This is a genomic window from Paenarthrobacter sp. PAE-2 (assembly GCF_026013155.1).
GTDB lineage: Bacteria > Actinomycetota > Actinomycetes > Actinomycetales > Micrococcaceae > Arthrobacter > Arthrobacter ureafaciens.
Map to the genome: position 1 here is coordinate 1 of NZ_JAPDNV010000024.1, position 17,506 is coordinate 17,506.

Genomic DNA, 17,506 nt, shown 5'->3' on the forward strand with positions numbered 1-17,506 from the left:
GCGGCCTCGATCGCTTCTTCTTCCTGCCCGGACTTGGTCACCACCACCAGCGTCAGCACCCGGCCCAGCGCGATCACCCCACCCTGCTCACGCAACGAGGTGATCTTCTTGGAAATCTTCGAAGTGGTTGTATCGGGAAGATCTACAATCATGGCCTTCTCCAGGTTCGTCCGTCACGGGCCAGGAGCTCATCGGCCGAAGCCGGCCCCCAACTGCCCGGTGCGTAAGGTTGTGGTTGTTCATTCAACCCGGCCCAGTACTCCTCGAACGGGTCAAGGATCTTCCAGGACAACTCCACTTCCTGGTGCCGGGGGAACAACGGCGGCTCACCCAGCAGGACGTCCAGGATCAGCCGCTCATACGCCTCGGGGGACGACTCGGTGAAGGAATGCCCGTAGCCGAAGTCCATGGTCACGTCACGCACTTCCATCTGCGTGCCCGGGACCTTGGACCCGAAGCGGATCGTGGCGCCCTCATCAGGCTGGACCCGGATCACCACAGCGTTCTGCCCGAAGTCGTCCTCGGCGTGATCGCGGAAGAGCAGGTTCGGGGCGCGTTTGAAGACCACGGCGATCTCTGTCACGCGTCGGCCCAGGCGCTTGCCTGCACGCAGGTAGAAAGGCACACCGGCCCACCGCCGCGTATTGATGTCCACCCGGATCGCGGCATACGTTTCGGTCTTGGAATCGGCGGGGATGCCGTCCTCATCCAGATAGCCCAGGACTTCCTCACCGCCCTGCCAACCACCGGTGAACTGTCCCCGCGCCGAATGCGTGGACAGGTCCTCGGGCAACTTCACCGCAGCGAGGACCTTTTCCTTCTCCGCACGCAAATCATCGGCATTGAACGAAATAGGTTCTTCCATAGCCGTCAAGGCCAGGAGCTGCAGGAGGTGGTTCTGGATCACGTCACGGGCCGCGCCCACACCGTCGTAATAGCCTGCACGACCGCCGGTGCCGATGTCCTCGGCCATGGTGATCTGCACGTGGTCAACGTAGTTCGCGTTCCACAACGGCTCGAACAACTGGTTCGCAAAACGCAACGCCAGGATGTTCTGGACTGTTTCCTTGCCCAGGTAGTGATCGATCCGGAACACCGCATCCGGCGGGAACACCGACTCCACAATGTCATTGAGCGCCCGCGCCGATTCGAGGTCATGACCGAACGGCTTCTCGATGACCACACGCCGCCACTGCCCGGGCCTGGCCTGCGCCAACCCATGCTTGGACAGCTGCCGGCAGACCTGCTCGAAGGCCTTCGGCGGGATCGAGAGGTAGAAGCCATGGTTTCCACGGGTACCACGGGTCTGGTCAAGCTCGTCGAGGACATCCCCGAGGCGCTCGAACGCGTCGTCGTCGTCGAACTCACCCTTGACGAAACGGATACCGGAAGCAAGCTGTTCCCACACCGCCTCGTCAAACTTCGTCCGCGCGTGGGCCCTGACGTTTTCCTTCACCTCGGCCGCGAAGTCAGCATCATCCCAATCCCGACGACCGAAACCCACCAACGCAAAACTCGGAGGCAACAACCCACGGTTGGCCAAGTCATAGACGGCCGGCATCAATTTCTTCCGGGCCAAGTCACCGGTAACCCCGAAGAACACCAACGACGACGGCCCGGCAATGCGGTTCAGGCGGCGGTCCCGCGGATCACGCAACGGATTGCGCAGGCCGGCGTTCTTCCTGCCGTTTTCAGTTTCTGGCATGTTTGCTTTTGTGCCTTAGCTTTCGAGTGCGCTGGCCTGGCCGGCCAAAGCAGCGACGACTTGCTGGAGTTGTGCCACGCCTGCTGCACGCTCTGTGAGGTGCAAGCGGAGGACGGGCCGGCCGTGTCCTTCGAGGACCTGGGCATCGCCCGATGCCTGGGCGGAGATAAGTTCCCCGAAGGTAAACGGGCGCTCAGGAATTTCAAGATCAGTGGAGGATGCCGCAGTGACCTGCAGGAACACGCCGATCGCGGGGCCGCCCTTGTGGAACTGGCCGGTGGAGTGCAGGAACCTGGGTCCCCACCCAAAGGTCACCGGACGTCCGCTCACAGCGGCAAGCTCCTCACGGATGCCTTCGAGGGGCGCGTGGCTGATGCGGTCAAGGTAGGCCTGAACGCTCAGGTACCCATCAGGTCCCAGCTGATCAAGCAGCGCCTGCACGGCCTCGGTGACGGTAGCCGCCTGGCCCAACCACTCACCGCCGCGGACCTCAACGGCACCATCGGTGAAAGCAGCCGGCGTCGGCTCCGGGCGGGCGTCCAGCAAGCCGCGGGCAGCCACCTTGGCTGCTTCGACGTCGGGCTGGTCAAACGGGTTGATGCCCAGCAGGCGGCCCGCGACGGCGGTGGCAAATTCCCAAACAAACATCTGGGTTGCCAGACCGCCGGCAATGGCGACCTCATTCCCGCGCAGTTCAACATCGGCGTCGGCGTCCACAAGCCTGACGACCAGGACGTCCTCAGCGCCACCCCGGGCTTCCGGGGAGTCGGGACCTGCCACTACGGGGAGTACGCCGGTGCCGAGCTTGCCGGTTGATTCGGCGATAAGTTGTTCTGCCCAGTCAGCGAAACCGACAATGCCGGAGCCGTCCTCAGCAATGACAATCTTGTTGCGCAGGGGAGTGGTTCCACCCAGAGCGACGCCCAGGGACAGGCCAATGTTGTCCGCGGAGTCCTCGTTGAGCACTTCAGCGGCTTCTTCAGCTTCGTCGAGGAAGGCCTGGATGTCCACGCCGGCGAGGCCGCAGGGCACGAGGCCGAAGGCCGTCAGCGCCGAGAAACGTCCGCCAACGTTCGGGTCCGCGTTGAACACCGCGCGGTAACCGGCCTCCCGCGAGGCTTTGTCCAAGGGTGAACCGGGGTCCGTCACAATGATGATCCGGCTCTTGGCGTCCAGGCCGGCATCGTTGAACGCCTTTTCGAAGACCCGGCGCTGGGAATCGGTCTCAACAGTGGAACCGGACTTGGAAGAAACGACGATGGCCGTTTCCGCCAACCTGTCTGCAAGGGCAGCACCAACCTGCTCGGGATCGGTGCTGTCGAGAACAGTCAGCTCAACGCCAGCGGTGCCGGCAATGACCTCCGGCGCCAGAGAGGAACCGCCCATGCCGCACAAGACAATATGGGAGACGCCTTCGGCGCGGAGGGCATCACGCAGTTCCAGGATCTGGCCTACCAGGGGCTGGGATACGGCCGGAGCCTCTACCCATCCCAGGCGGATGGCCGACTCCGACTCCGCGTCCGGGCCCCACAACGTGTGGTCCTTGGCGAAAATCCGCGTGGCAATCCGGTCTTCGACCAGGCTGTCAATGTGCTTGGCGATGGCCTGCTGCGCGGCACCGCTGGCGTCAAAGCTGATTGTGCTCATTGTTGGTTAGGAAGCCTTCCGTGCAGTTGCAAGTGCGCCTTCGACGTCGGCCAGCAGTTCCTTCCAGCTGGCCACGAACTTATCCAGACCTTCGGACTCAAGGAGGGCCACGACGTCGTTGTAGGAAACGCCGAGCTTCTCGAGGGCATCAAGGGTGCTGTTGGCCTCTTCGTAGGTACCGGTCACGGTGTCCCCGGTAACCACGCCGTGGTCGAAGGTTGCGTCGAGGGTCTTCTCGGGCATGGTGTTGACGACTCCGGGGGCAACAAGCTCGGTGACGTAGAGGGTATCCGGGTAGGCCGGATCCTTGACGCCGGTGGAGGCCCACAGCGGACGCTGGGGAAGGGCTCCGGCCTCTGCCAGGACTGCCCAGCGTTCGGTGGAGAACAGCTCTTCGTAGACCTGGTAGGCAAGGCGGGCGTTGGCCACACCGGCCTTGCCCTTGAGTGCCTTGGCCTCGTCCGTGCCGATGGCGTCCAGGCGCTTGTCGATCTCAGTGTCCACGCGGGAGACGAAGAAGGATGCCACCGAGTGGATCTTGGAGAGGTCGTGTCCGTTTTCTTTCGCCTGCTCCAAGCCGGACTGGAAAGCGTTGATGACTGCCCGGTAACGCTCCAAGGAGAAGATCAGGGTCACGTTGACGCTGATGCCCTCGGCCAGGACGGCCGTGATGGCCTCGAGGCCCTCGAGCGTGGCGGGGATTTTGATGTGGACGTTGTCCTTGTTCACCGTGGCGTACAGCTGCTTCGCTTCGGCGATCGTGCCTTCCGTGTCCCAGGCGAGGCGGGGGTCCACCTCGATGGAAACGCGGCCGTCGACACCGTTGGTGGCGGCGGCGACAGGTGCGAAGAGGTCGCAGGCATCGGCGACGTCGGTGGTGGTGATGGCGAAGATTGTTTCTTCAACGCTGGCACCTTCTGCAGCCTTCGCTGCGATGGTCGCATCGTAGTCCGTGCCGGCGGTGATCGCCGCATGGAAGATGGACGGGTTGGTGGTTACGCCAACGACGTTCTTCTCGTCGATGAGCTTCTGCAGCGTGCCAGTGTCCAGGCGGGTGCGGGAGAGGTCATCGAGCCAGATGGAAACGCCGGCGTCGGAGAGTTGCTGCGTGGGAGTGCTGGTCATGTCTTTTATCTCCTTCGAAGTTCGCAGTCAGTTATGCGTTGACGGCTGCGAGCGAGTCTTTGGCAGCGGCTGCAACGGCTTCGGCGGTGATGCCGAACTCCGTGAAGAGCCGCTTGTAGTCGGCGGAGGCGCCGAAGTGCTCAAGGCTGATGGAACGGCCGGCGTCCCCAACGAATTCGCGCCATCCCTGGGCAAGGCCGGCTTCGACGGAAACGCGTGCCTTCACATCGGACGGAAGGACGGACTCGCGGTATGCCTCGTCCTGCTTGTTGAACCACTCAACGCACGGCATGGAGACAACGCGTGTGGCGATGCCTTCGGCCTGGAGGGCTTCGCGGGCTGCGACGGCCAGCTGGACCTCGGAACCGGTGCCGATCAGGATCACCTGGGCGTCAACCGTTTCGCCGCCCTTGGAAGCTTCGGCCAGGACGTAGCCGCCCTTTGCCACGCCGGCGGTGGACGCGAACGTGTCACCGCTGGCTTCACCTTCACCGCGTGCATACGTGGGGATGTTTTGGCGGGTCAGGACGATGCCTGCCGGGTTCTCGTGGTTCTCGAGCATGACCTTCCAGGCTGCGGCAACCTCGTTGGCGTCGCCCGGGCGGACAACATCCAGGCCCGGGATGGCGCGCAGCGAAGCGAGCTGCTCCACAGGCTGGTGGGTGGGGCCGTCTTCGCCCAGGCCGATGGAGTCGTGCGTCCAGACGTACAGCGAGGGAACACCCATCAGCGCGCCGAGGCGGATGGCCGGGCGCTGGTAGTCGGAGAAGATCAGGAACGTGCCGGAGAACGCACGGGTGCGGCCATGCAGGGCGATGCCGTTCACAATCGAGGCAGCAGCGTGCTCGCGGATACCGAAGTGCAGCACACGGCCGTAGGGGTTGCCTTTCCAAGCGTCGGTGGAACGCGAGGTGGGGATGAACGACGGCGAGCCCTCGATCGTGGTGTTGTTGGACTCGGCGAGGTCGGCAGAACCGCCCCAGAGTTCGGGAAGGACCGGGCCGATCGCGTTCAGGACCTTGCCCGAAGCTGCACGGGTGGAAACGTCCTTGCCCGCCTCGAACACCGGCAGGGCTGCGTCGATGCCCACGGGCAGCTTCTTGGCCTCGATGCGCTCCAGGAGTGCGGCACCATCCGGGTTGGACGCCTGCCATGCCTCGAACTTGCTCTGCCAGGCAGCGCGCTCTTCGGAACCGCGCTCAACAACCTTGCGGGCGTGGGCGAGAACCTCTTCATCGACCTCGAAGGACTTCGCAGGATCGAAACCGAGGACCGACTTCAGCGCGGCCACTTCTTCCGCACCGAGGGCCGAACCGTGGATCTTGCCGGTGTTCTGCTTCTTCGGGGCCGGGTAACCGATGATGGTGCGCAGCGAGATGATGGACGGCTTGGTGGTCTCTGCCTTGGCCTTCAGCAGGGCCGAGTAGAGTTCCTGGACATCTTCGACGTACTCGCCGGTCTTGGTCCAGTCCACGCGCTGGGTGTGCCAGCCGTAAGCTTCGTAACGCTTCAGGACGTCCTCGGTGAACGCAACGTCGGTGTCGTCTTCGATCGAGATGTGGTTCTCGTCATAGATCACTACGAGGTTGCCCAGTTCCTGGTGGCCGGCCAGCGAGGAAGCCTCGGAGGTCACGCCTTCCTGCAGGTCGCCGTCGGAAGCGATGACCCAGATGGTGTGGTCGAACGGCGACTCGCCGGCGGGAGCATCGGCGTCGAACAGACCGCGCTGGCGGCGCTGGGAGTAAGCGAACCCGACCGAGGACGCGAGGCCCTGGCCCAGCGGGCCGGTGGTGATTTCCACGCCTGCGGTGTGCTTGTACTCGGGGTGGCCCGGGGTCAGGGAGCCCCAGGTACGCAACGCCTCAAGGTCCTTCAGTTCCAGGCCGTAACCCGAGAGGAACAACTGGATGTAGAGCGTCAGGGAGGTGTGGCCGGGGGAGAGGATGAAGCGGTCACGGCCAATCCACTCAGGGTTCTTGGGGTCGTGGCGCATCAGCTTCTGGAAAAGCAGGTAAGCCGCGGGCGCCAGGCTCATGGCCGTACCCGGGTGGCCGTTCCCGACCTTCTCCACAGCGTCGGCAGCCAACACGCGAACGGTGTCAACAGCCTTCTGGTCCAGATCGGTCCAGGACAGTTCTTGCTCTTCCAAATGTGGCACGAAAACCGAGCCCCTCTCTGTGCTGACGGCGGGATAGCGGATACACGACCGCGCAGGAAGCTCAGATGGCGCCCGCTGCAATGTGTCTACCAGCCGTTCACCATTGAAACGTTGATCTTTCTTCCAGACACACGGACAGTCCGAGAATACGGTTTCCCGGAAGATCGACGCGCGCTGATCTGCTTCACAGCTTAGCCCTAAATGTGGTCCAAAGCTCAGGAAATCCCACTAACTGGACAGAAAAACAGCTTTTATGAATCACCATGGCGTCAGCCGGTAGTGAAGAGTCAGAAACATTGGCGTATTTTGCGGACATGGGCCCGCTTCCGGCCACGGTATGATATTTGGAGGCCTCCAGCGGCTCGCGCGCCCGCGGTTCATTCCGCGAATCAGGACGCTGCCGCTGCGCAAACCCCGAGAGCATAGAACAGAGTGACTGCCGTCGTGAGCACAACTGATACGCCCGTCAACGCGACCCCGGCCCGGGGAAGCATTGGATTTTCCCGCAAGCTCAAGGCGTATCTGGCTCTCACCAAACCGCGCGTCATAGAACTCCTTCTGGTGAGCACGTTGCCCACCATGATCTTTGCCCAGCGGGGATTCCCGTCCATCGGGCTCATGCTCGCAACCCTCGTGGGAGGTGCCTTCGCTGCCGGCAGCGCAGGCGTGTTCAACTGCTACATCGACCGCGACATCGACAAACTCATGCACCGTACGGAGAAGCGTCCGCTGGTCACCGGTGAGGTCAGCCCGCGTGAAGCGATTGTCTTCGCGTGGCTCCTCGGCGCGGCCTCCATCGCTATTCTCTGGTTCGGCGCCAACCCGCTCTCCGCTTGGCTGGGCCTCGGCGCGATCGTTTTCTACGTGGTCATCTACACGATGATCCTCAAGCGCCGCACCGCCCAGAACATCGTCTGGGGAGGCGCGGCAGGTTGTTTCCCCGTCCTCATCGCATGGTCCGCAGTCACCAACACCGTTGAATGGCCGGCCATCGTACTGTTCATGGTGATTTTCCTGTGGACTCCGCCGCACTATTGGCCGCTGTCCATGCGCTACGGCGAGGACTACCGGAACGCCAAGGTCCCCATGCTCGGGGCCATTGCGGGCGCCAAGGTCGTCTCGGTGCAGGTTGTCCTTTACGCCTGGGCCATGGTGGCCTGCTCGCTGCTGATGATTCCGGTGGGTGAAGCAGGGTGGGTTTACACCATTGCAGCCGTTGCCACCGGCGCCTGGTTCCTCTACGAAAGCCACGCCCTCTACAAGCGGGCACAGGGCGGGGACGTCTCCAACAAGGGCGCCATGAAGGTTTTCCACGGCTCCATCAGCTACCTAACGCTGCTCTTCATCGCCTTGGCCGTCGACCCGTTCGTCGGCTCACCCCTCATCGGCGGCTAGTCGCCTAAAGCGGCCCAACCCGCCACAGCCCGACGGCGACGCTCGCCTCCCGAGCGTCGCCGTCGGGCTTTGTTGTTACCCGCCCAACGTTCCTCTCCCACATCCCAACCCGGTTGGCCGTTTCCTCTCCCACATCCCAACCCGGTTGGCCGTTTCCTCTCCCACATCCCAAGGCACTTAGCCACATCCTCTGCAGCTGAGGCCGTCCGGGTCATGTCGTCCAGACGCCAGCAAACGTAAAAAGCCCGACGCCGGCACTTCGGCGTCGGGCTTTCGTAATACCCGTCGAAATCAGACCCAAGCCGTCCCGCACGCGCTGAGCATGAGTGCGAAGAATTCCATCTCGAATTTGAAGACCTGGCGGCAGCCTGCCCCGGATGCAGCCGCTCAAGTCCCGTCTGCGTCATGGGAGAGCATCCTCGGAAACCCCGACGGGACGTGACAGAGGAACCCCCGAAACCCCGATGGGACGTGACAGAGGAACCCCCGAGTTACAGGCCGCCTCCGGCTATTTAGCCGGGCTGGCCTTGGCGAGGTCTGCAGCGTTGGTCGAGGCACTCATGAGCAGTGCCGCACCCAGCATGTGGGCACCCACCAGCAGCGCGGGGATGCCGTTGTAGTACTGCGTGAAGCCAATCACGGCCTGGAGAGCTGTGACCGCGAGCATGAGGAAGGCAGCCGTACGGAAGGGGCCGCTGATTTTGTGCCGCAACACGAGGTATACGGCGAACAGCGAACCAGCCGTGATGATGTAGGCCGGGATGGCATGAATGTGGGAGAACAGGTCCCAGTCGAGGTCGTTCCGGGGAGCGTCGGCGTCGCCGGCGTGGGGGCCGGCACCCGTCACCACCACGCCGAGCATGACCGCGATAGTGGAGAAGACCAGGACGGCCATCATCGCGGGACGGAGGATGGACGGGAGCGGTGCCAGGGTCCTGTTCATGAACTGCCCGGTCCGGCCAAATGCCCTGTTGACCAGGAGCGTGGCAACGACAACCAGCGCCATGGAGACGAGGAAATGCAGCCCGACCACCCACGGGTTGAGGCCGGAAAGGACCGTGATGCCACCGATGATTGCTTGCGCAGGGATGCTTGCGAGCAGGCCCAAGGCAAGCAGGAAGAGGTCCCGGCGTTCTTTGCGGAGGTTCCACAAGTAGACGAGCATCAACGCGGCTACCGCGGCAAGGGCGAACGTCAGGAGCCTGTTGCCGAACTCAATGAAGCCATGAATGCCCATCTCAGGGGTGTTGACCAGGGAGTCATCGGTGCAACGCGGCCAGGTCGGGCAGCCCAGCCCGGATGCGGTCAGGCGCACGGCACCACCGGTAACAACAAGGACTGTCTGGCCGATCAAGGAGAGGACCGCCAGGCGGCGTACGGCGCGGTTCACCTCCGTGGGCAGCTTGGACGTAAGCCGCTGTACGGTCTTTGGAAGGCGCGATGCCGTGCTCACAGGATTCTCGATTCTTCTGGGGTCAGTTCCACTTGAACCAGCGGATGGCTGCGGCTCCGGCAAGAACCGTCCACAGCAAGAGGACTACGACGGCGGGGACGGGAACCAATCCATACTGGAAAGCGTCCCGGAGTGCTTCTCCCAACGCCCCGGAGGGCAGGAAATGCACGATGGCCTGGGCGAGACCAGGCAAGCGTTCGGCGGGAACCACAATGCCGCCCAGTGCGCCCAGCAGGATCCACAACAAGTTGGTGATGGCCAGCGTCGCCTCGGGACGGACGGTGCCGGCCACCAGGAGGCCCAGGGCCGTGAAAGCCGCGGCGCCCAAAACCAGGATCGCGAGCCCGGGAAGCCAACCTGATGGGTGGGGTTGCCACCCCAGGAACGCTGCGATGACGCCGACCACCACAACCTGCAGGAACAACACCACCAACACCGCGAGGATCTTGCCGGCGATGAGCCCGCCGCGGCCCAGGGGAGTGGTGGAAAGGAACCGAAGTACCCCGTAGCGCCGGTCGAAGCCGGTGGCGATCCCTTGTCCGGTGAACGCCGTGGACATGGCGCAGAGGGCAAGGATGCCGGGGGTGGCGATGTCCACACGCGCACCGCCCAAACCGTCCAGCAGCGGCGTGACAACCAATCCAAGCAATGCAAGGAGCGGCAGGATGATGGCCAGGATAAGTTGCTCGCCGTTGCGGAGCATGGTGATGGTCTCGTAGCGTCCCTGCTGCAGGATGCGTCGCGTCAGGGATGCGGGACCGGCATTGGTGCCGAGGAGCGGGCTCATCGAAGATCCCTTCCGGAGATATCCAGGAATACGTCCTCGAGGCTCCGTGCCTCAAGGCGAAGCGATGCAGGCAGGATGTCCTTTTCCGCCCACCAGGCTGCCAGCGAAGCAAGGTCCGCCGGTGTTAGTGCCCCGCTGACAGTAAAACTTCCCGCACGGGTTTGCGTCACCTGCAGTCCGGCACTGAGGGCAGCCCCCAGTTCGAGCCCTGGCGGAATGTCGAAGTACAGGGTCCTGTCGGCGATATCCGCTGAATGTTCCTGGGCCAGCAACTCTGCGACAGTGCCTTCGGCGACGTTGTGGCCGCCGTCGATGATGTAGACGTAATCGGCCAACCGTTCCGCGTCATCCATCAAATGGGTCGTCAGGACAATTCCCATGCCGGCGTCGCGGAGCTCGGCAATGAGCTCAAAGACGATCTGGCGCGACTGCGGATCCAGTCCGGCGCTCGGCTCATCGAGGAAGAGGATTTCGGGGTTGCCCACCAGGGCTGCCGCCAGGGCCAGCCGCTGCTTCTGCCCACCGGAGAGGCGGCGCACGGACGTCCGGCTGAACTGGTCGATGCCCAAACGGTCAACCAGGAGGCCAAGGTCCATGGGCTTTTGGTACATGCCGGCAATATGCCGCAGCAGCGGCAGGGGGCGGGCCGACGGCGGGAGGCCGCCGTCTTGGAGCATCACGCCAACGCGGGACCTCAGTTCCGCACCGGCGGTATCAGGATCCTGGCCAAGGAGGGAGATGGTGCCCCCGGTGCGTTTTTGCAGGCCTTGTGCGCATTCCAGGGTGGTGGTCTTACCGGCCCCGTTGGCACCCAGGAGCGCGGTGATTTCGCCGCGACCGGCCACGAGGGAAAGGTCACTCACTACACGGAGCATCTTGCCGTCGAGGGAGGCCAGGGGGCCCACATCCTTGACGAGTCCGTCTATGCTGAGGACAGGGGAGTCGGTGGATCGCACCAAAGTATTCTACGCGAAGTAGTACGGTCACATGCGGTTGGGAAGGTGAGGTCAGTCTCGCCTTACTAGAGACCGGAAACAAATTACGACATGATTATGTTGTGTATTCCGTGAGCACCCCCGTTTCCATGCCATCAAAGCGGCATGCGGCACCAGCCGGAGCCCCCATGGCGGCTCCCGCGCTGCCGGACGCTGAAGATCGCACGCGCGACCGCGTGCTCAGCGCCGTGCTCGAAAACGGTCCGGTCAGTGCCGCCGAACTGGGCGATCTGCTCGGCTTCACGCCGGCGGCTGTCAGGAGGCATCTCGACCACCTTGAGCGCAACGGCGTCATCGAGGTGAAGCGGGTGGCGAAGGCAGGCTCCGGCGCCGGTCGCCCGGCACGCCGCTATGTCCTGAGTTCCCAGGGCCAGTCAAAGCTCGGGGACGATTACCTGAACATCGCAAGCTCGGCCCTGCGCAAGCTCGAGGCCATCGCCGGAGCAGACGCCGTCCGTGAGTATGCGGAAGAACGTTTCGCAGAGCTGGAGAGCCGCTACGCACCCGAGGTGGAAGCTGCCGGGGACGACATCACCTCGCGCGCCATGGCACTGTCCCAGGCACTCAGCCGCGACGGCTACGTAGCGTCGGCACACTCGATTGAAGCCAAAGCTCCGTTGCCGGCCGAATTCTCCAGCGTCCAGTTGTGCCAGGGCCATTGCCCAATCCAGCAACTGGCTGCCGAATTCCCGGTGTTCTGCGATACGGAGACCAAAGTGTTTTCCCGTTTGGTGGGCGTCGACGTGCGCAGGCTGTCCACTTTGGCGCAAGGCGGTCACGTCTGCACCACCCATATACCTACCGGGCGCCCCTCGGCCACAGTGCTCCCAGGCACTGCAGTGCCGGCGGGAAGCCCGTCCCAGGAATCAAACAACCAGCAAGAAAGGCCGTGATGACGGGTCAATTAGCTGAAGGAACAGCAGAGAAGGCAGTAGCTGACGGCACTGTGATCTCGGAGATTCTGGAAAAGAATCCCGAGTTGCACGGTATCGGCAACTACGAGTACGGCTGGGCCGACAAGAACGACGTCGGCGCCAACGCCCGCCGTGGCCTGAGCGAGGAGGTTGTCCGTGACATCTCCGAGAAGAAGAGCGAGCCCGAATGGATGCTCGACCTGCGCCTGAAGGGCCTGAAGTACTTCGATCGCAAGCCCATGCCTACCTGGGGTGCAGACCTCTCCGGCATCGACTTCGACAACATCAAGTACTTCGTCCGGTCTACAGAGAAGCAGGCTGCAACGTGGGAAGACCTTCCGGAGGATATCCGGAACACCTACGAGAAGCTCGGCATCCCCGAAGCTGAGCGCAGCCGCCTCGTTTCCGGTGTTGCCGCACAGTATGAGTCCGAGGTTGTCTACCACCAGATCCGCGAGGACCTGGAAGCCCAGGGCGTCATCTTCCTGGACACGGATACCGCACTGAAGGAGCACCCGGAAATTTTCCAGGAGTACTTCGGCACGGTCATTCCGGTGGGCGACAACAAGTTCGCTTCGTTGAACACCGCGGTCTGGTCCGGCGGTTCCTTCGTTTACGTGCCCAAGGGTGTCCACGTGGAGATCCCGCTGCAGGCCTACTTCCGCATCAACACGGAGAACATGGGCCAGTTCGAACGTACGCTGATCATCGCGGACGAAGACTCTTACGTGCACTACATCGAGGGTTGCACGGCTCCGATCTACACCTCGGATTCACTGCACTCGGCCGTGGTGGAGATCATCGTGAAGAAGGGCGCCCGCGTCCGCTACACGACCATCCAGAACTGGTCCAACAACGTGTACAACCTCGTCACCAAGCGTGCCATCTGCGAAGAAGGCGCCACCATGGAGTGGGTCGATGGCAACATCGGTTCCAAGGTGACCATGAAGTACCCGGCCGTTTACCTGGTTGGCGAGCACGCCAAGGGCGAAACCCTGTCCATCGCCTTCGCCGGTGAGGGCCAGCACCAGGACACCGGCTCCAAGATGGTCCACATCGCGCCGAACACCAAGAGCTCCATCATCTCCAAGTCGGTGGCCCGCGGTGGCGGCCGTGCTGCGTACCGCGGCCTGGTCCAGGTCCGCGAGGGCGCAAAGCACTCAGCCAACACGGTCCGTTGTGATGCCCTCCTGGTGGACACGATCTCCCGTTCGGACACCTACCCGTACATCGACATCCGCGAGGACGACGTCGTACTGGGCCACGAGGCCACCGTTTCACGCGTCAGCGAAGAGCAGCTGTTCTATCTGATGTCCCGCGGCATGCCGGAGGACGAGGCCATGGCCATGATCGTGCGCGGCTTCATTGAGCCGATCGCCCGCGAGCTGCCCATGGAATACGCCCTTGAGCTGAACCGCTTGATTGAACTTCAGATGGAAGGATCCGTCGGTTAACAATGACTGATATCACTACCGAAAAGGCCCGTATCGGCGCGCCTTCAGCCCAGCCCTTTATCGATGGCTTCACGGAGGAGGGCGAGAATCTTTCGCCCATCAACGCGTCAGGTTCGACGTCGGAACAGCCTTCCGCAGGTCCGCTCGCGGGCGCTTCGGCCAAGAGCCATTCGCATGGCGGCGGCGTCGGCGTTCCGGACAGCTCCCGGGCCGGTCGCTTGACCTCTTATGAACTGAACGATTTCAAGGCATTGACCGGCTTGGAAGAAGACTGGCGCTTCACGCCGCTTCGCCGCCTGCGCGGCCTCCACACCGAAGCCTTGACCGGCGCAGCTCCCACCACCACTGTGTCCGCCCCCGCCGGTGTCACGGTGGAGACCGTGGGCCGCGATGACCAGCGCATCGGCCTGGCCGGCATTCCGGAAGACCGGGTTTCCGCCAACGCCTGGGCAAACTTCAAGGAAGCAACGGTCATCACGGTTCCTTCGGAGACGTCTCTTGAGTCGGAGATCACGGTGACCCTCGCGGGCGCCGGCACCGAGGCAGCCGCCCAGCACGTGGTTGTCGTTGCGCAGAAGTTCTCCAAGGCCGTGCTTGTCCTGGGCCACGAAGGCTCCGCCGTCGTGTCCGAGAACGTGGAGATCATCGTCGAAGACGGCGCCGACCTCACGGTCGTTTCCCTGCAGGAATGGAACGACGACTCCGTTCACGCGTCCTCGCAGCAGGCAAAAATCGGCCGCGATGCCAAGTTCAAGCACATCGTGGTCAGCCTTGGCGGTGACCTCGTCCGGGTGACGCCGACGGCACGCTTTGCCGCCCCCGGTGGCGAGGCTGAACTCTTCGGCCTTTACTTTGCCGATGCAGGACAGCACCTGGAGCACCGCACCTTCGTTGACCACGCACAGCCCAACTGCGTGTCGAACGTCCTGTACAAGGGCGCTCTCCAGGGCAAGGGTGCACACACTGTGTGGGTTGGCGACGTTCTGATCCAGAAGAACGCCGAGGGTACAGACAGCTACGAGAAGAACCAGAACCTGGTGCTGACCGATGGCTGCCGCGCTGACTCCGTGCCGAACCTTGAGATCGAAACCGGCCTCATCGAGGGGGCGGGCCATGCCAGCGCCACAGGCCGTTTTGATGATGAGCACCTGTTCTACCTCATGGCCCGCGGTATTCCGGAAGATGTTGCCCGCAGGCTCGTGGTCCGCGGCTTCCTCAACGAAATCATCCAGAAGATCAAGGTCCCTGCCATCGAGGAACGCCTGACCGCTGCGGTTGAGCGCGAACTCGCTGCGACAGACAACTAATTCTCTGCGACAGACAACTAGCGTCTCCCGACACGACAGGCAACAGAACAAACATGAGTGATCACATCAAGGGCGAACTGGTTTGCAACGCCAACGACATCAAGGTCAAGCAGGCGTTGCGTGTCCTGATCGACGACTACCCGGTAGCCATCGTCAAGGACTCGATGGGCGAAATCCACGCCGTCGGCGACACCTGCTCGCACGCTGACATCTCATTGTCCGAGGGCGAGGTCGAGGGCTGCGCCATCGAATGCTGGGGCCACGGTTCCCAGTTCGACCTGCGCAGCGGCCAGCCCCTTCAGTTGCCTGCCTACGACCCCGTCCCCGTTTTCGCCGTCACCATCGATGGCGACGACGTCTATGTGGACGTGACCAACGTTGTGAACGGCGCCCCGGTCAACAACTACTGAGCGCGCCGAGTACCTCCAGACTTACGAACGGAAAGAAAGAAGAGCATGTCTACTCTTGAGATCAAGGACCTGCACGTCAGCATCGAGACGGAGCAGGGCACCAAGGAGATCCTGAAGGGCGTCAGCCTGACCATCAGGACCGGCGAAACCCACGCCATCATGGGTCCGAACGGCTCAGGCAAGTCCACCCTTGCCTCCACCATCGCAGGCCACCCGCGTTACACGGTCACCAGCGGAAGCATCACCCTCGACGGCGAAGACGTCCTGGAAATGAGCGTCGACGAGCGCGCCCGGGCAGGCGTCTTCCTGGCGATGCAGTACCCGGTTGAGGTTCCGGGTGTCACTATGACGAACTTCCTGCGCACCGCCAAGACCGCCATCGATGGCGAGGCCCCTGCCCTCCGCACCTGGACCAAGGATGTCAAGGCTGCCATGCAGGAACTCCGCATCGACGCCGACTTCGCCCAGCGCAACGTCAACGAAGGCTTCTCCGGTGGCGAGAAGAAGCGCGTCGAGATCCTTCAGCTCGAGCTCTTCAAGCCGAAGTTAGCTGTCCTGGATGAGACCGACTCCGGCCTGGACGTCGACGCACTCAAGGTTGTCTCCGAAGGTGTTAACCGCGCCCATGCACAGGGCAACATGGGCACCCTGCTCATCACGCACTACACCCGCATCCTGCGCTACATCAAGCCGGACTTCGTCCACGTATTCGTTGACGGCCGGGTTGTCGAAGAAGGCGGCCCGGAGCTCGCCGACCGTCTCGAAGAAGAGGGTTACGATCGCTACGCCGCAGGTTCGGGCGTCGCTGTTGCTCCTGCCGCTCAGGCCTAGTTAGGATCACCTTATGACCGAAATCAACGCTGCGCGCACCAGCCTCGAGGACGTCGAGGAAGCGCTCAAGGACGTCATCGACCCCGAACTCGGTGTCAACGTCGTTGACCTGGGCCTGCTCTACGGGCTCAAGTACTCCGATGAAGACGGCGCGCTCCTGATCGACATGACACTGACGACGGCGGCCTGCCCGCTGACCGACGTGCTGGAAGAGCAGGTGGGCAAGTCCTTGGACGGCATCGTCGATGACTGGCGCCTGAACTGGGTGTGGATGCCGCCATGGGGTCCTGAGCGGATCACCGACGACGGCAAAGACCAGATGCGGGCCCTCGGCTTCAACATCTGATCAAACTTCCCGCTGAATGCGGACACAGAGAATGGCTCCGGGCATTGTGCCCGGAGCCATTCTTGCGTGGTGGCGACCGCTATGGCACTGCAACGCCGAATGTGTCGCACTTATTAATGTCGCCGGTGGAGTAGCCCTGGTAGAACCACTTCTGCCGCTGTTCGCTGGAACCATGGGTCCAGGACTCGGGTGAGACCCTGCCCGTGGCCGCTTGCTGGATGCGGTCATCGCCGACGGCGGAGGCAGCCGACAGGGCATCCTGCAGGTCTTGCTGGGTGATGGGATCCAGGAAGGGCTGGCCTGTGGTTGGGTCCGCCTGCGAGGAGGCGTGCCGGACCCAGAGCCCTGCGTAGCAGTCTGCTTGGAGCTCCACGCGAACGGCTCCGGACTGCGGTCCCTGCGGGTCCTGCTGGGCGCGGTCCAGGTTGCCGAGGATGTTCTGCACGTGGTGTCCGAACTCATGCGCCACCACATACTCCTGGGCCAGTGGCCCGCCGGAGGAACCGAATCGGGTGACCAGTTCGTCAAAGAAGCCCGGATCGAAGTAGGCCTTGACATCCGCCGGGCAGTAGAAAGGGCCAACGGCAGTCGTGGCCGCTCCACAGCCGGTATTGGTGGCCTGGTCGAAAATGACGGTTCCCGGCTGCGAGTACCGGACGTTGTAGTCGGCGAGGTACTCAGGCCAGAAAGCGTTGAGGCTGTTCACGGTTCCCGTGATGCGGCAATCCAGGCGCTTGTCGGCGTCGGCGCCTGTCCGGCATTCGTTAACACTGCCGCCGCTGCCGCTTTCTATGGCCGGCGGTTGGCTGCCGCCACCCAGGTCCCCAAGGATGTTGGGATTGAAGCCAAGGAGCGCCAGCAGCAGTACTACGATCCCGCCACCGATTCCGCCTCCGATCTTGGTCCCACGGCCCAGCCCGCTGCCGCGTCTGTCTTCTACCTGCGATGGATCAAGCTGTGCGCCGTCATTGAAACTCAT

15 protein-coding genes and 1 pseudogene are annotated in these 17,506 nt (G+C 63.0%); 7 read left to right on the forward strand and 9 right to left on the reverse strand.

The window, feature by feature from the left end; translation table 11 throughout:
* From OCL88_RS14450 to tkt, 5 genes and pseudogenes are all read right to left on the reverse strand, one after another.
* Positions 1-152 (reverse strand): annotated as a pseudogene (locus OCL88_RS14450) (OpcA protein); the annotation flags it as partial.
* A complete protein-coding gene (gene zwf / locus OCL88_RS14455) occupies positions 149-1,705 on the reverse strand; it encodes a glucose-6-phosphate dehydrogenase (protein ID WP_264962955.1) in 1,557 nt (518 codons plus the stop codon). The pseudogene OCL88_RS14450 and the gene zwf, both read right to left, overlap by 4 nt.
* Before the next feature lie 15 nt (positions 1,706-1,720).
* Positions 1,721-3,352 carry a glucose-6-phosphate isomerase gene (locus tag OCL88_RS14460; RefSeq protein WP_264962956.1) on the reverse strand — a complete coding sequence of 544 codons (1,632 nt, stop codon included), beginning with the start codon at positions 3,350-3,352 and terminating at the stop codon, positions 1,721-1,723.
* A 6-nt stretch (positions 3,353-3,358) separates the two neighbouring features.
* On the reverse strand, positions 3,359-4,477 hold the full coding sequence (tal, locus tag OCL88_RS14465; protein ID WP_264962957.1) for a transaldolase: 1,119 nt from the start codon (positions 4,475-4,477) through the stop codon (positions 3,359-3,361).
* Between the two features lie 31 nt (positions 4,478-4,508).
* Positions 4,509-6,626 (reverse strand): transketolase, encoded by a 2,118-nt coding sequence (gene tkt, locus OCL88_RS14470; RefSeq protein WP_021470417.1) that lies wholly within the window; start codon positions 6,624-6,626, stop codon positions 4,509-4,511.
* 441 nt (positions 6,627-7,067) lie between these two features.
* Between tkt and OCL88_RS14475 the strand changes: the two genes are divergently transcribed.
* The gene (locus tag OCL88_RS14475) at positions 7,068-8,030 is read left to right on the forward strand and encodes a heme o synthase (RefSeq protein WP_264962958.1); all 963 of its coding nucleotides are present in this window, start codon (positions 7,068-7,070) and stop codon (positions 8,028-8,030) included.
* A gap of 508 nt (positions 8,031-8,538) precedes the next feature.
* On the opposite strand, the gene OCL88_RS14480 is transcribed toward OCL88_RS14475, so the two are convergent.
* From OCL88_RS14480 to OCL88_RS14490, 3 genes are read right to left on the reverse strand one after another with little or no spacing between them, the layout of a single operon-like run.
* Positions 8,539-9,483 carry a COX15/CtaA family protein gene (locus OCL88_RS14480; protein WP_264962959.1) on the reverse strand — a complete coding sequence of 315 codons (945 nt, stop codon included), beginning with the start codon at positions 9,481-9,483 and terminating at the stop codon, positions 8,539-8,541.
* A gap of 22 nt (positions 9,484-9,505) precedes the next feature.
* Positions 9,506-10,270 (reverse strand): ABC transporter permease, encoded by a 765-nt coding sequence (locus OCL88_RS14485; protein WP_021470421.1) that lies wholly within the window; start codon positions 10,268-10,270, stop codon positions 9,506-9,508.
* Complete coding sequence (locus OCL88_RS14490; protein ID WP_166184252.1) at positions 10,267-11,226, reverse strand: ABC transporter ATP-binding protein; 960 nt, start codon at positions 11,224-11,226, stop codon at positions 10,267-10,269. Before OCL88_RS14490 ends, OCL88_RS14485 begins: the two co-directional genes overlap by 4 nt.
* A gap of 128 nt (positions 11,227-11,354) precedes the next feature.
* Between OCL88_RS14490 and OCL88_RS14495 the strand changes: the two genes are divergently transcribed.
* From OCL88_RS14495 to OCL88_RS14520, 6 genes are read left to right on the forward strand one after another with little or no spacing between them, the layout of a single operon-like run.
* Entirely contained in the window at positions 11,355-12,158 is an 804-nt protein-coding gene (locus tag OCL88_RS14495; protein WP_031215925.1) for a helix-turn-helix transcriptional regulator, read from the forward strand.
* Positions 12,158-13,633, forward strand: a complete 1,476-nt coding sequence (gene sufB / locus OCL88_RS14500) for a Fe-S cluster assembly protein SufB (RefSeq protein ID WP_021470424.1) — start codon at positions 12,158-12,160, stop codon at positions 13,631-13,633. Before OCL88_RS14495 ends, sufB begins: the two co-directional genes overlap by 1 nt.
* A gap of 2 nt (positions 13,634-13,635) precedes the next feature.
* Complete coding sequence (sufD, locus tag OCL88_RS14505; RefSeq protein ID WP_264962960.1) at positions 13,636-14,940, forward strand: Fe-S cluster assembly protein SufD; 1,305 nt, start codon at positions 13,636-13,638, stop codon at positions 14,938-14,940.
* A 53-nt stretch (positions 14,941-14,993) separates the two neighbouring features.
* A complete protein-coding gene (locus tag OCL88_RS14510; RefSeq protein ID WP_021470426.1) occupies positions 14,994-15,350 on the forward strand; it encodes a non-heme iron oxygenase ferredoxin subunit in 357 nt (118 codons plus the stop codon).
* Positions 15,351-15,395: 45 nt separating this feature from the next.
* The gene (gene sufC, locus OCL88_RS14515; protein ID WP_264962961.1) at positions 15,396-16,181 is read left to right on the forward strand and encodes a Fe-S cluster assembly ATPase SufC; all 786 of its coding nucleotides are present in this window, start codon (positions 15,396-15,398) and stop codon (positions 16,179-16,181) included.
* A gap of 13 nt (positions 16,182-16,194) precedes the next feature.
* On the forward strand, positions 16,195-16,527 hold the full coding sequence (locus tag OCL88_RS14520; protein ID WP_021470428.1) for a metal-sulfur cluster assembly factor: 333 nt from the start codon (positions 16,195-16,197) through the stop codon (positions 16,525-16,527).
* Positions 16,528-16,606: 79 nt separating this feature from the next.
* Here the strand turns inward: OCL88_RS14520 and OCL88_RS14525 are convergent, their stop codons facing one another.
* Positions 16,607-17,506 carry a neutral zinc metallopeptidase gene (locus tag OCL88_RS14525; protein WP_264962962.1) on the reverse strand — a complete coding sequence of 300 codons (900 nt, stop codon included), beginning with the start codon at positions 17,504-17,506 and terminating at the stop codon, positions 16,607-16,609.